Origin of the sequence: Brevibacterium sp. K72 (assembly GCF_050562175.1) — a bacterium.
Taxonomy (GTDB): Bacteria; Actinomycetota; Actinomycetes; order Actinomycetales; family Brevibacteriaceae; genus Brevibacterium; species Brevibacterium casei.
In genome coordinates this window covers 1,637,736-1,650,649 of record NZ_CP191582.1, presented here as the reverse complement: position 1 = coordinate 1,650,649, position 12,914 = coordinate 1,637,736, and the positions used below count along the sequence as shown (strand labels likewise).

Annotated in this window: 12 protein-coding genes and 1 riboswitch; of the genes, 6 read left to right on the top strand and 6 right to left on the bottom strand. The window is 69.2% G+C overall.

The genetic code is table 11. The annotated features are described in order from the left end of the window. Positions 1–10: 10 nt before the first annotated feature. Positions 11–113, top strand: a riboswitch (TPP riboswitch). After that, on the top strand, positions 111–794 hold the full coding sequence (locus ACQ1RG_RS07250) for a TenA family protein (RefSeq protein WP_095376165.1): 684 nt from the start codon (positions 111–113) through the stop codon (positions 792–794). (Overlaps the previous riboswitch by 3 nt.) Here ACQ1RG_RS07250 and ACQ1RG_RS07245 read toward each other — a convergent pair. Further along, the gene (locus tag ACQ1RG_RS07245) at positions 782–2,470 is read right to left on the bottom strand and encodes a dihydroxyacetone kinase subunit DhaK (protein ID WP_095376166.1); all 1,689 of its coding nucleotides are present in this window, start codon (positions 2,468–2,470) and stop codon (positions 782–784) included. The genes ACQ1RG_RS07250 and ACQ1RG_RS07245 overlap by 13 nt on opposite strands. 163 nt (positions 2,471–2,633) lie before the next feature. On the opposite strand from ACQ1RG_RS07245, the gene ACQ1RG_RS07240 reads away from it, so the two are divergent. The 3 genes from ACQ1RG_RS07240 to ACQ1RG_RS07230 all read left to right on the top strand — a co-directional run bounded on the left by ACQ1RG_RS07240 (position 2,634) and on the right by ACQ1RG_RS07230 (position 6,771). Further along, entirely contained in the window at positions 2,634–3,827 is a 1,194-nt protein-coding gene (locus tag ACQ1RG_RS07240) for a hypothetical protein (RefSeq protein ID WP_430600786.1), read from the top strand. Between the two features lie 77 nt (positions 3,828–3,904). Next, positions 3,905–5,386 (top strand): phytoene desaturase family protein, encoded by a 1,482-nt coding sequence (locus ACQ1RG_RS07235; protein ID WP_101624191.1) that lies wholly within the window; start codon positions 3,905–3,907, stop codon positions 5,384–5,386. A 74-nt stretch (positions 5,387–5,460) separates the two neighbouring features. Then, positions 5,461–6,771: a DUF418 domain-containing protein gene (locus ACQ1RG_RS07230; protein ID WP_232254174.1), complete on the top strand. Its 1,311-nt coding sequence runs from the start codon at positions 5,461–5,463 to the stop codon at positions 6,769–6,771. Here the strand turns inward: ACQ1RG_RS07230 and ACQ1RG_RS07225 are convergent. After that, positions 6,747–7,805 carry an EamA family transporter gene (locus ACQ1RG_RS07225; protein ID WP_095376169.1) on the bottom strand — a complete coding sequence of 353 codons (1,059 nt, stop codon included), beginning with the start codon at positions 7,803–7,805 and terminating at the stop codon, positions 6,747–6,749. The genes ACQ1RG_RS07230 and ACQ1RG_RS07225 overlap by 25 nt on opposite strands. A 71-nt stretch (positions 7,806–7,876) precedes the next feature. On the opposite strand from ACQ1RG_RS07225, the gene ACQ1RG_RS07220 reads away from it, so the two are divergent. Continuing rightward, positions 7,877–8,827, top strand: a complete 951-nt coding sequence (locus ACQ1RG_RS07220) for a LysR family transcriptional regulator (RefSeq protein ID WP_095376170.1) — start codon at positions 7,877–7,879, stop codon at positions 8,825–8,827. Here the strand turns inward: ACQ1RG_RS07220 and ACQ1RG_RS07215 are convergent. The 3 genes from ACQ1RG_RS07215 to ACQ1RG_RS07205 form a co-directional block, all read right to left on the bottom strand. Then, positions 8,748–9,635 carry a hypothetical protein gene (locus ACQ1RG_RS07215; RefSeq protein ID WP_227007003.1) on the bottom strand — a complete coding sequence of 296 codons (888 nt, stop codon included), beginning with the start codon at positions 9,633–9,635 and terminating at the stop codon, positions 8,748–8,750. The two genes, ACQ1RG_RS07220 and ACQ1RG_RS07215, sit on opposite strands and share 80 nt — an antisense overlap. Then, on the bottom strand, positions 9,632–10,237 hold the full coding sequence (locus ACQ1RG_RS07210) for a hypothetical protein (RefSeq protein WP_101624195.1): 606 nt from the start codon (positions 10,235–10,237) through the stop codon (positions 9,632–9,634). Before ACQ1RG_RS07210 ends, ACQ1RG_RS07215 begins: the two co-directional genes overlap by 4 nt. Positions 10,238–10,492: 255 nt before the next feature. Further along, positions 10,493–11,308: a hypothetical protein gene (locus ACQ1RG_RS07205; RefSeq protein WP_009377628.1), complete on the bottom strand. Its 816-nt coding sequence runs from the start codon at positions 11,306–11,308 to the stop codon at positions 10,493–10,495. A 128-nt stretch (positions 11,309–11,436) separates the two neighbouring features. Between ACQ1RG_RS07205 and ACQ1RG_RS07200 the strand changes: the two genes are divergently transcribed. Continuing rightward, complete coding sequence (locus tag ACQ1RG_RS07200) at positions 11,437–11,661, top strand: DUF3073 domain-containing protein (RefSeq protein ID WP_009377627.1); 225 nt, start codon at positions 11,437–11,439, stop codon at positions 11,659–11,661. A gap of 139 nt (positions 11,662–11,800) precedes the next feature. Here ACQ1RG_RS07200 and purM read toward each other — a convergent pair whose 3' ends face one another. Beyond that, positions 11,801–12,913 carry a phosphoribosylformylglycinamidine cyclo-ligase gene (gene purM / locus ACQ1RG_RS07195; protein WP_101624196.1) on the bottom strand — a complete coding sequence of 371 codons (1,113 nt, stop codon included), beginning with the start codon at positions 12,911–12,913 and terminating at the stop codon, positions 11,801–11,803. Between the last annotated feature and the right edge of the window lies 1 nt (position 12,914).

Below are 12,914 nucleotides of genomic sequence, written 5' to 3'. Positions count from 1 at the left end.
TGATAGTCTCAGACCACCACAGGGGAGCGCCTGACCCGGCGCTGAGAGTGCGAAGGCAGACCCTTACACCTGATCCGGATGATGCCGGCGGAGGAAGTTGGAGGAGACGAATGATCACTGTGTCCCAGGGCGGCGCCGTCGAGGCGCTGCGCGACTCAGCGGACGAGGACTGGTCGGCCGCGGTCGGCCACCGGTTCGTCGAGGAGCTCTTCGCGGGCACCGTGCCTGACGACGTCATGGCGACCTACCTCGTCCAGGACTACCAGTTCTTCGAGGATTTTCTCGCGATGCTCGGCGCGTGCGTCGCGCATGCCGACCGGATCGAGGCGAAGCTCCGCTTCGCCCGGCAGCTGGGGTTCCTCGAAGCCGATGAGGATTCGTACTTCATCCGCGCCTTCGCCGAGGTAGGGGTGACCGAGGACGACTACGCCGACCCTGTCCTCCTCGCTCCGACAGAAGGCTTCCGCGAGGTCATGCGGACCGCCGTCGCCTCGGCGTCGTACCCGGATCTCCTCGTCGTCCTCGTCATCGCCGAATGGCTCTACCTCGACTGGGGTGAGCTCGAGCGGGAGATGCCCACCCGTGCCGTCCACGTCGGCTGGATCGACCTCCACCGCGGTGAGGACTTCTCCGCGTGGGTGCAGTTCCTCGTCGACGAACTCGAACGCGTCTTTCCCCGGGGTGATGACGCCGAGTCGGTCACGACCCGAAAGCGGCTGACCGCGCTGTGGGGGCGGGCCGTCGGGCTCGAGCGCGCGTTCTTCGATGAGGCGTACCGGGCTCAGCGTTCGTAGACCTCGGCGGCCGCGGTGAAGAGCAGCGAGATCCCGACCGCGCCCGCGTCGGGGGTGCCATGGCCGCGCCCGTCGACATAGCTCGCACGACCGCGCCTGGCCTGGAGTTCGGCCGTGGCCTGGGCGGCGTCGGCGGCCGTCTCGGCGGCCGAGGCGAATCCTCCGCTCAGCGCTGAGGCGGTCGGTTCGAGGACGTCGATGACCGTCCGGTCGCCGGGCTCGGCTCCGCCGACGCGGCGGATCGCCGCCGAGCCAGCCGCGGTCGCCTGCTCCCAGACGGTCCTCGGGTGCTCGTCGTCCCCAAGCTTCGCGTATCCGGCGTTGAGCTCCTGGAAGAGCAGGCCGAGCAGAGGCCCGCTCGTGCCGCCGACGCCGTTGAGGAAGGCACGTTCGGCGGCGGCGAATCCCGCCGCGTCGGCCTCCTCCATGAGTCGGGTCGCATGGCGGAGACCGCCGCGGAGGTTGTCGCCGAAGTCGCCGTCACCGGTGACCTGGTCGAGTCGCGTGAGGTGGCCGTGATGCTCTTCGGCGAGTTCGGCGAAGCGGATGACGACGGCGGTCTCGAGGTCGGTGCTGCGATCCTGTGCGCGGGTGCGCAGTGTGCCCACGTCGGTCTCGTCTGCGCCACCCTGGTCGGTAACGCGTTCGGCGATAGATGCGGTCGGTGTGCCGTCGGCGACGGGCGCGGGGAAGGCCGCAGTGCAGGTGGCGGCTTCCCACCAGTCCAACCACTGCGGCTGCATTCGGGTGAGCGTGATCGAGAAGCCGGTCATGTCGAGGGCGGTGACGTAGTCGCCGACGAGGGACGCCGCGACCTTCTCGCCCTTGGCTTCGAGGGCGCGGGTGACGGCGTCGAAGACGTTGAAGAGCTCGATCTGCGTGCTGGCACCGAGTCCGTTGACGAAGACGAGGAGGTCGCCGTCGGCGGGGTCGCCTGCGACGGCGGCGTGGACCTCGTCGACCATCCTCGCCACGAGTGCGTCGAAGTCCTCCCGGTCGATCGAGGAAGCGGCACGTTCACCGTGGATGCCGACCCCGTACTCGAGCGTTCCCTCGGCCAGATCGAAGGCGGGCCTCCCTGTGTGGGAGTCGGTCTGGGCGCGGGCGGCGACGGCGAGGCTGCGGGAACGGTCGGCCACTTCGGCGCCGAGGTCGGCGAGTTCGTCGAGCCCGAGCCCGGAGTCGGCGGCGGCACCGAGGATCTTCTCGACGACGACGGTCGCTCCGGTGCCCCGGCGGCCGGTCTCGGTCTCGTCGCTGTCGGTGGCGATGTCGTCGTCGACGATGACGGTGCGTGTCGGGATGCCCGCGGCCTGGAGGCGTTCGGCGGCGATGGCGAAGTTGATGACGTCGCCGGTGTAGTTCTTGACGATGTGGAGGACCCCGTCTGCTCCGGCGACGGCGCGCGAGGCGGAGTAGATCTGCGCGTTGTGCGGGGAGGCGAAGACCTCGCCGGGCACTGCCGCATCGAGCATGCCCTGCCCGACGAAACCGACGTGCATGGGCTCGTGGCCCGATCCGCCGCCGGAGACGAGGCCGACTCGGCGTTCAGGGGTCCGGGTGCGGGAGCGGACGAAGAGCGGGTCCTCGGTGAGGGCCACACGGTCCGAGTGGGCGCGGGCGAAGCCGCGCAGGGCACTGATGGTCGGGGTGGGCGAGACGAAGAACGCGCTCATGGAGATCCTTTCGCAGGTCAGCGTCGTGTGCCGGTCCGGTGGGCAGTCGACGGCCACCGGCTGTGCGGACGGTGCCATGCTATACCTGCCCGGCGGAGTGGCAGGGTGGCTGTTCACCTGCCGACCGTCGGCGGATCCGCCCGGCTCGTGGCACTATTGACCGATGAACGATTCCCCCGTCGACCACGATTCCGAATGGATCCCGTTCGGGCTGTTCCGCCCCGACATCATCGAATCCGTGCCGCCGAAGTTCTTCCCCACCATGGTGTGGGGATACTTCGAGACGGAGGATGAGGACGGCGAGACAGGGTGGATCGAACGGACCACCGAGGGCGCGTCGTATGCGACGATCCTCTCGCAGATCGCCGGCTTCCTCGTCGAGACCGAGTCGGCGAACGCATGGGTCGACGACGACGTCGACGAGGAGACCGACGGCACGAGCGCCGACGCCCCGGTCAACAGCACCCTGTCCGATCTCAGCGGCGACGTCCTCGTCGAGGAGGCCTCGGCGGCCTTGTCCCGGCTGAAGATCTACCCTCTGCCCGAGGGCCACGAACCCACCGGCCGCTACGTCGCCATCCTCTGCGACGACGACCCGTTCGAATCCGGCAACGTCGAACTCCTCAACGAGGACGTCAGCAGTGAACTCATCGAGGGCCTGCTGCGTGTCGCGCAGATGCGCTTCGCCGAGACGCTCTCCTTCAGCCCCTTCGACGACGAGGCCGACGACGCCGGGGCGTCGGCAGGCGACGCTCGCACCACCGCAGCCGCGGCAGAGTCGACCGGCCCGGCGGCCGAAGTGCCGCCGCCTCCCGTCACGACGTTCGGGGACCTCTTCGCCGGTTGGGCTTTCCTCCCCCTGCCCGCCGACGTCGATGTCAGCGCGGTCTGGTCGCTCATCCTCACCAACGACGCCGACGACGTCATCCGGTGGTACACCCGACGCACACCGCTCCTCGACGAGAACCTGCTCACCGGCGTCCTCTCGAGAACGGCGTTCGAACTCGAGCTCGGACTCATCGACAGCTTCGACGAAGACGACGAGGCCTCGCGGCTGACCCGCGAGACGCTTCCCGAGCTCAGCACCCTCGTCCCCGCCGACTCACCGACCGGCCCCCTCGACCCGCGGGTGGGAGCACTTGCCACTCGCGCCCTGCCCGAGGGGGAGACCCCGATCGTCGCGAACCTCTTCCTCTTCGGCACCGACCAACTGGGAACGAGCAGCGTCGTGAGCGTCAGGGAGCTGACGGCGGACACGGTCGTCCTCGGCGACGCCGAGCTCGACGGCTTCGAAGAGCTCGGCCTCATCCGCTCGGCCCTGCGCGACATCCTCCACAACGGGATCGGCGAGTTCTGATCGCGATTCGCACCGCAGCGCGCAGCCCGCGGCACGCACTCTCAGCCCGCCTCGGGCGTCTGACCTAGACTGAAGCCATGAGCACCCAGCCTGATGTCGTCGTCGTCGGATCCGGCCCCAACGGTCTGGCGGCCGCCGTCACCATGGCTCGGGCGGGGCTTTCGGTCGAGGTCCTCGAAGCCCAGCCGACGATCGGCGGCGGCTCGCGCACTCTCGACCTCGGGCTGGCCCCGGGGATCGTCAACGACATCTGCTCGGCCGTCCACCCGCTCGCGATCGCCAGCCCCTTCTTCGTCGACTTCGACCTCCGGGCCCGCGGACTCGAGTTCACGACCCCGGAGATCTCCTACGCCCAGCCGCTCGACGGTCGGCCCGCCGCGCTGGCCTTCCACGATCTTGCGAAGACGGTCGAGCACCTCGGCGAGGCGGGACCGGAATGGGACCGGTTCTTCCGTCCCCTCCTCGAGCGCGTCGACGACACGATCTGGCTCTCCCTCGGCGATAAGCGGTCGCTGCCGCCGACCCTGCGCGATGCCTCGGGCATCGCCAACGTCGTGAAGTTCGGGATGCGGCTGCTCTCCCAGGCGAGTCCCGCGTGGAACATCCCGCTCTCCCACGAGACCACCCAGGCGCTGTTCACCGGCGTCGGCTCGCACGCGATCGGCCCCCTGCCGGGGATGGGCACGGCAGCGACGGCGACGATGCTCGCCACCATCGCCCACGCCGGCGGGTGGCCCTCCCCCGTCGGCGGTTCGCAGGCGATCACCGACGCCCTCGTCGCCGATCTCGAAGCCCACGGCGGTCGGGTGACGGCCGGGGTCCGCGTCGACCACGTCGCCGACATGCCCGCGGCCCGCGCCTACATCCTCGACACCTCGGCGGGCAATGCCGCGGACATCTTCTCCGGCCTCCTCCCCGCTCACGTCGAGCGCGCCCTGCGGACCTTCAAGCACGGCAACGCCGCGGCCAAGGTCGACTTCGTCCTCAACGGGCCCGTCCCGTGGGCGGATCCGGACGTCGCGCGCGCCGGCACCGTCCACCTCGGCGGGACCCGGGAGCAGATGGCCGCGGCCGAAGGCGACGTCGTCGCCGGGCGGATGCCCGAGCACCCGGTCTGCCTCGTCTCCGACCCGACGGTCTTCGACCCCTCGCGTGAGGTCAACGGCCTGCGGCCGCTGTGGACGTACTGCCACGTCCCCTTCGACTGTCCGATCGACCCGGCCGAGTACATTACTCGGCAGCTCGAACGCTTCGCCCCCGGCTTCCGCGACACGATCGTCGACTACCGGTCGGTGCCGGCCTCGCAGATGTCCGAGCACAACCAGAACTACACAGGCGGCGACATCGCCACCGGCATCATCACCTTCTACCGGATGCTCGCCCGCCCGCGGACGAACTGGGACAACTACAGCCTCGGCGTGCCCGGCGCCTACCTCTGCTCGTCGGCGACCCCACCCGCCCCCGGCGTCCACGGCATGAACGGCTGGTTCGCCGCGCAGCGCGCGCTCAAGCACCGGTTCGGCATCACCGAGGTCCCCAGCCTCGCCCCGCAGGACTGAAACCGGATCCTCGCCGAGGCGGTCGCCGTTCACCCGTCCGACACCGTCCAACCGTCCTCGACCCGAAACATCACATGACGCACCCAGACTTCCCGCACCAGCCGGCTCCGATGATGCACAGCAGTCGCGCGCCCGGCCCTCCCACTCCCGCGCCTCGGCGGGCCTTCGCCCCGGACCTCGCCCGCGGTCTCATGCTCTGCCTCATCGCGATCGCCAACGTCTCGGCGTACCTGTGGGGCACGAAGGCCGCGACGATGATGAGCGGCCACCCGACGAGCGACTCCCCGCTTGATACGACCCTGTCCGTGCTCACGATCCTCTTCGTCGACGGCAGCATCTACCCGATGTTCGCGTTCCTCTTCGGCTACGGCATCGTCCAGTTCACCCGCAGCCGCACCGCCGCCGGCGACGACCCGCGGACGATCACCTCGATGCTCGTGCGCCGCAGCCTCTGGCTCGTCGTCTTCGGTTTCATCCACGCCGCGCTGCTCTTCGGCGGGGACATCCTCGGCGCCTACGGTCTGTGCGGTCTCATCCTCGGCTACCTCATCCAGGCCGCCGGGGACCGAGCACTGAGGATCACCGTCTGGATCCTCGCCGGCATCCTTGCGCTCTTCGTCCTCGTCCAGGTCTTCTTCATCGTCGTCTCCCTCGTCCTCGCAGGCGACTCGGGCACCGGCGCGGACATGACGCCCGAGGAATCCGCGGCGTTCGGGGCGATCACCGACACCCTCCTCACCCAAGGCACAGGAGAGACGAACTACCTCACGGCGATCGGCGTCCGCCTCCTCGTGTGGGTGATGGCGACCGTGCTCGGCACCTTCTCCCTCATCGTGCCCCTGTGCATCATCCTCGGCGGCCTCGCCGCCCGGCACCGGTGGATCGAGTCCCGCAACCCGCTGGCACCCCGTCGTCCCCGCCTCGGCCTCGTCGCCGGAATCGGCATCCCTCTCGGTGTGCTCGGCAGCGTCCCGCAGGCGCTGGCCTACCTCGGCTGGGTCGCCGAGGACTCCGGCCCCGTCCAGCTGCTCTCTGTCCTCTCGACGGCCACCGGGGCGTGCGCGGGCATCGGGTACGCCGCCCTCTTCGGCCTCATCGGCCTGCGCCTCCAGGACAACCCGCCGAGGCTGCTCCTGCCGATCGCCTACCTCGGCAAACGTTCGCTGAGCTTCTATCTCTTCCAGTCCGTCGTCTTCGCACCGCTGCTCGCCGCGTGGGGCCTCGGGTTGGGTCGGACGTGGAACACGACCCCGGCGTTCCTCCTCGCCATCGGGGTGTGGGTCGTTTCCGTCGCCCTGGCGATGTGGATGGAGTCGAGGAACCACAAGGGCCCCGCCGAGGTGGTCCTCCGTCGCCTCACCTACGGCCGTTCGCGGCTGGGGTGAGCTGCCCAGCCGAGGTGGGACCCCGTCGCCGTCCCCGCGGGGACGTCCTCCTCCCGCGTCCCAGCGGGGACGTCGGACACGGGGTTCGACTCCCCGGCTGGCTCGGTCACATCCGGCACGGGCTCGGGCACCGCCTCGGCGAGGGCACCGGCGATCCGCGCCCCCTTCGCGGCCTTGAGTCCGGCACCGAGGACGCCGACGATGACGAGGCCGGCACCGCAGAGTTCGCCGAGGCTCACCGTCTCTCCGAAGACGAGCCACGCCGCGCTCATCCCGACGATCGGCACGAGCATGGAGAACGGGGCGACGACTCCGGCGGGGTTGCGCGACATCAGCCATGACCACACGCCCGAGCCGATGACGGTGGCAATGACGACGGTGTAGATGAGCCCCGCGAGGCCGAGCAGACCTGTCGGGGTCGCCAGCGTCGTCAACGACTGCCCGATCCGGTCGGGTCCTTCGACGAGGAGGGCGACGATGAGCATCGGCACCGGCGGGACGACGGACATCCACATCGTCAGCTTCACCGGTTCGGTCGAATGCGCCTGCCGGTTGCAGATGTTGCCGATCGCCCACCCGAAGGCGCCGGCGAGGGTGAGGAGGAAGGGCAGGAGGCTCGCCGAGGAGTCGAAGCGCTGCCAGCCGACGACCCCGAGCCCGGCCATCGCGACGAGGAGGAACGCCATCTGGGACGGACGGACCCGCTCGCGCAGGACCGTCATCCCGAGGAAGACCGTGAACGGCCCGGAAGCCTGGAGGACGAGTGAGGCGAGTCCAGCCGGCATGCCTGCGGCCATGCCCCAGTAGAGGAACGCGAACTGGAGGATCCCGAAGCCGAGCCCGTAGCCGAGGATCCAGCGGAACCTCACCTTCGGCATCGGCACGAAGAGGAGGGTGGGGATCGCGAGCAGGGCGAAGCGGAATGCGACGAGGAAGAACGGCGGGAACTGCTCGAGCGAGAGGTCGATCGCGAGGAAGTTCAACCCCCACATCACGGCGACCGAGGCGGCGAGGAGACAGTGCTTGAAGGACATGCCTCCATCCTCGACGCCGCCACTGTTGAGCACAATCGCAAAGTTCTTCATCGACTGTGTAGCATGACTTCATGGTCCCCGAGCAGCGTGCCCTCGATCCGCGGCACCTCGAACTGCTCCGCGCCCTCGATGAGCACGGCAGCGTCACCGAGGTCGCCCGTCTCAGCCACCGCACGCCCTCGGCGGTCTCCCAGCAGCTCAGGCAGGCTGCCCGCGAACTCGGCCACGCTCTTGTCGAACCCGCCGGCCGCGGACTCAGGCTCACTGCCGCGGGCCGACTGCTCGCCGCGGGCGGGCGGGACGTGGCCCGCGCGATCGCCCGCGTGCAGGCGGACTGGGAGGGCCACCTCGGCGAACCGGTCGGGGAGATCACCCTGTCCGGACTGCCGAGCGCGCTCACCCACCTCCTGCCCGATGCGCTGCGTGAGCTCGCCGACACGCACCCGGGAATCGTCCTGCGCACCCACGACGTCGACCTCGCCGAACACGAGTTCGCAGGGCTGACGAGTGAGGTCGACATCGTCATCGCCCACAGCCTCGTCTCGGCCCGGCCGGCGGGCACCGAGGGACTCACCGTCGTCCCCCTGGCGAGGGAGCCGATCGACGTCGCCGTCGCCGACGCCCACCCGCTCGCCGGGCGCACGTCACTGCACCCGACCGATGTCGTCGACTGGCAGTGGGTGGGGGTTCCGATCGGCTACCCGTTCAACTCCGTTCTCACCTCGATCGAGCACGTCACCGGTCGCGACCTCGACGTCGTCCAACGGATCCGGGACAACCGCCTCATCGAGGCGATCGTCGCCTCCTCGGACCAGCTCGCGCTCCTCCCCCGATACACGACCCCGCGGAATGCCGGCATCACCCTCATCCCGCTCACCGGGGTCGCGACGAGGCGGTGGGTCGTCGCGGTCATGCGCCCGGACACCGCCGAGCGCGTCGCCGTCAGGCGCGTGCTCGACGCCCTGAAGCGAACCGACGAGGGACGAGCTTCTCCAGAGGCAGGAACGCCGCCCAGCAGATGACGGTGGGCAGGAAGTGGATGCCGAGAGCGAAGTACGTCATGAGGTGGAAGAGGCAGAAGAACGCGACGACGAAGTAGAGCCACTTGCCCTTGAGGAAGAGCGCGATCGGAGAGAGGAACTCGAAGGCGAGCGTCGCCCACTGCGCGGCGATGAGGAGGCCGGGCATCTCGAGGAACGGCTTCGACCACTCCGCGCCGCGGCGCATGAGCGCCCAGATGATCACCGCGCCGTTGGCCCAGTGCGTGATGTTGCCCGAGGCGATCCACTTCATGAGCACGGAGTAGAAGTACGTGAGGACGACGGCGATCTGGACGACCCGCAGCGCCCATCCCGCCTTCGCCGAGGTGGCTCCCCCGTCCCGGAACCGCGCGACGCCGACCGTGGGGAGGACGACGGAGGCGATGACGAGCGCCATGTGATCGTGGGCGACGTACCCGTAGCCCTGCGTGTAGAACATCCACAGCCCGAAGGTGACCGCGACCGCCCAGCCGCTGATGCGCTGAAGGATGCCGGCGGCGGCGAGGAGGGAGAAGACGATGATCGCGGCGAGCAGGAGCTGCGCGCCGAGCACGCTCACCGGAGGGATGCCGAGCACCCGGGCCAGCCACAGCGGCTGGTAGAGCTCGGGCGTCCAGCCGTGCGGGATGACGTCGGCGGAGATCGTGAGGACGTCGATGATGATGAAGAGGTAGATGACAACGCGGAAGACCGCGACCCGGGCGAGCGGGAGCTGCGGCATGAACCAGCGGAGGAACGCATTGCGGGTGTCCGGCGCTGTGCCGGGCGCTGCGGCGGGGGCCGGGCTCATCGCACCTCCCATTCCGCGAGGACCTTCGTCACCGGTTCGCCGACGCTGCGCCCGTTCTCGAGCTGCGTGGTCGTACGGCAGAGGATCATCCGCTCGGGTTCGGGCTGGCCGGGGTGGAGGCGGATGTAGGAGTCCGCGAGCGTCTGGAGCAGCTCGGGGTTCGCGATGACCCGCGGCAGCTGGGACTCGACGTCGCCGCGTTCGATGCCGACCGTGTCGATGTTGAACGCGAGCTTGGTCGGCTCGTCCTCGCCGGGGAACTGCGCGGCGATGCACGTCGAATTCACCTCACCGTTGAGATCCTTCGCCGTCGCGTACTGCGTGAGCGAGCCGAGCGGGAAGAAGTCGTTGGTATTGAGGAACTGCCCCGCCGTGAGGATGACGAGGGCGATCGCCGTCGCCCCGATGCGCCAGCCCATGCCGATCCTCGACATCGGCTTCGGGGACTTCCCAGTGCGGGCCTTCGCGGCCCCTGCCTTCGCCGAGGCGGCTGACGCGCCGGAGGCATCCGCGGTTCCGGGGGCGTCCGTCACTCCGGAGGCGTCCGTCGGGGGCTCGCCGGGCGGGGTGCTCGTGAGGAGTCGGCGCTTCTTCTCATCCATGTGCTGCGGGGTTCACCTTCTCATGCCGCGGTCGGTCCCTCAGTCCGGCACCTGGGCTGCGCGGACGGTGTTCTCAGACGATGCAGGGGCCCCACCTCGTCGATCTCGGAGACAATCGTAGCGTCCCGGGTCACGACCGACGCTCAGCGAGCGAGGCACCTGTGGCCGGAATCTCGCACTCTCGGCAGCCCTCCGGGCGCTGGGCAACCCGGCACCGGGTTGCTCAGCGCTCGCAGGGCTGCCGGGGACGGTCGGTCACGAACCGCGGGCGTAGAGGTTGAGCTGCTCCCACGCCGCCGCGTACTTCTGGAACGCGGCGGTCGCGGATTCGAGGTCGTCATTGCTCAGCGCCGTCACCCACGCGTCGACGAGCTCGGGACCCTCGTTGGGCCAGAGCACCTCGCTCATCCCGCCGAGGTCGAGTTCGAGGATCGAGTTCATGTCGAAGCTGTCGATCCACTGCGCGAGCACGCTCGTCTGCTCGACCATGTCGACGACCTTCGACTTCTCCGCAATGGTCTCCGACGCCCATTCCATACGCGCCGAGGCGGCGAGGATGTCGGTGCGGATGAGCACCCGCAGCCCCTCGTCGGTCTCCTCGGTGATCACCTGGTCCTCCCCGAGGGAAAAGAACAGCCACCACGCCGGGGGCACATCCCACGCCGAGACCCGAGCGAAGATCCGCGTGTCCTTGGTGTCCTGGAGCCACTCCGCACGCAGGCTCGCCGCGCGCCTGCGCGCGGACTTCGGAGCGATGATGTCAAGGGTCGCCTTCGACGTGTGCTCGGTGAGCGATTCGAGGGCCTCCCACCCGCGGATGTCCTCCTGCGCGGGCGAGAACCGATCCACTCCGTCCGGGGTCTGAGACGCGGGAAGGAAGATCGGTGTGTTCCGGAACGACTCGGCGACCGGGCTAGGAGGAAGCGAGATCAGGCGCTGATCCGCGTCATCGGCCACCTGCGCCTCGATGCGCGCACGGTTGTCCTCGACCTGCCTGTCTTGCAATTCGGAATGAACCACGATGGGTTCGAAGATCCGCAGGGAGACGAGATATTCGCGACTGTAGGACATGGGATCACCCTATCCAAGGTCGGTTCGCGAAATGGAACTTCCCACCGCGAACAGGTAGGATTTAAGCGCATAGCAGAGATCTAGTCCGGGGTTGCACACCCCACATGACGACGGAGGGGGTCACGCCAGTGGGTCGCGGCCGCGCAAAGGCAAAGCAGATCAAGGTAGCCCGGAAGCTCAAGTACTACAGCCCGGACACCGACCTGAATCGTCTCCAAGAAGAGCTTGGCTCCGACTCGCAGAAGTCCGGCGCCTCCGATCCCTACGACGATGAGCCTGACTACTCCGAGTACGCGGACAAGTACAACGTCGACGACGAAGACGACGACGACTACTCCGAGCGCCGGTCCTGATCGCAGACGCTGATCACACACGCTGAACTCAGACACTGAGAGAGGGGCGGAGACTTCGGTCTCCGCCCCTCTTCCGTGTGCGCAGCTCGCCGCGCGTGCGGCTGTGGCCCGCCGGCGGACGCCCGCCGGCTGCGGCCCGTCAGCGGAGGATCGCCGCTCCCCCGTCGACGCCCTTCGCGCCCTGGACGTAGTCGAGCTCTGTGGCCAGTGCCCCGTCGTCGGTGCGGACCTCGCCGAGGACCCACGACCCGGGGCTGGCGGCGAGCACCTCGTCGGCGGCCTCGGCGGCCGTGACGAGGACCATGCCGACACCGAGGTTCCAGGTCCTCTCGCGGTCGGCGCGCGGCACCCCGCCCAGGTCGCCGAGGACGGAGAAGACCGCGGGGATCTCCCACGAGTCGCGCGACATCGCGGCGACGAGTCCGGGCGGCAGCACCCGGGCGACGTTGGCCGAGAGTCCCCCGCCGGTGACGTGCGAGACGGCGTGGACGGCACCGGGCAGCGCGGTGAAGAGCGCGTTGAGCTCGCCCGTGTAGACATGGGTGGGAACGAGCAGCTCCTCGCCGAGGGTGCGCCCGAACTCGGGGACCTCACGGTCGAGCGTCCATCCCGCCTCGGCGATGATGTGCCGGACGAGCGAGTACCCGTTGGAGTGGATCCCTGAGGACGGCAGGGCGATGAGGACGTCTCCGGCGGTGACCTTGTCGGGCCCGAGGAGGTTCTCGGCATCGACGACACCGGTCGCAGCGCCCGCGACGTCGTACTCGTCGACGCCGAGGAGACCCGGGTGCTCCGCGGTCTCACCGCCGACGAGCGCGACATCGGCCTGCGCGCAGGCCTCGGCGATGCCGCGGACGATCGCGGCGATGCGTTCGGCGTGGACCTTCCCGCACGCGATGTAGTCGGTCATGAACAGCGGCTTTGCGCCGCACACGATGATGTCGTCGACGACCATGCCGACGAGGTCGAAGCCGATCGTGTCGTGGATGTCGAGCGCCTGGGCGATCGCGACCTTCGTGCCCACCCCATCGGTCGACGTCGCGAGCAGCGGACGCGTGTAGTCCTTGAGGACGGAGACGTCGAAGAGTCCCGCGAACCCGCCGACGCCGCCAACGACGCTGGCGTTGTGGGTGGCGGCGACCGCTGACTTCATCAGTTCGACGGCCCGGTCGCCGGCTTCGACGTCGACGCCGGCCGCGGCATAGGTCGTGGACTGCGGGGCAGCCTCCACAGCATTGTCGTCGTGGCTCAAC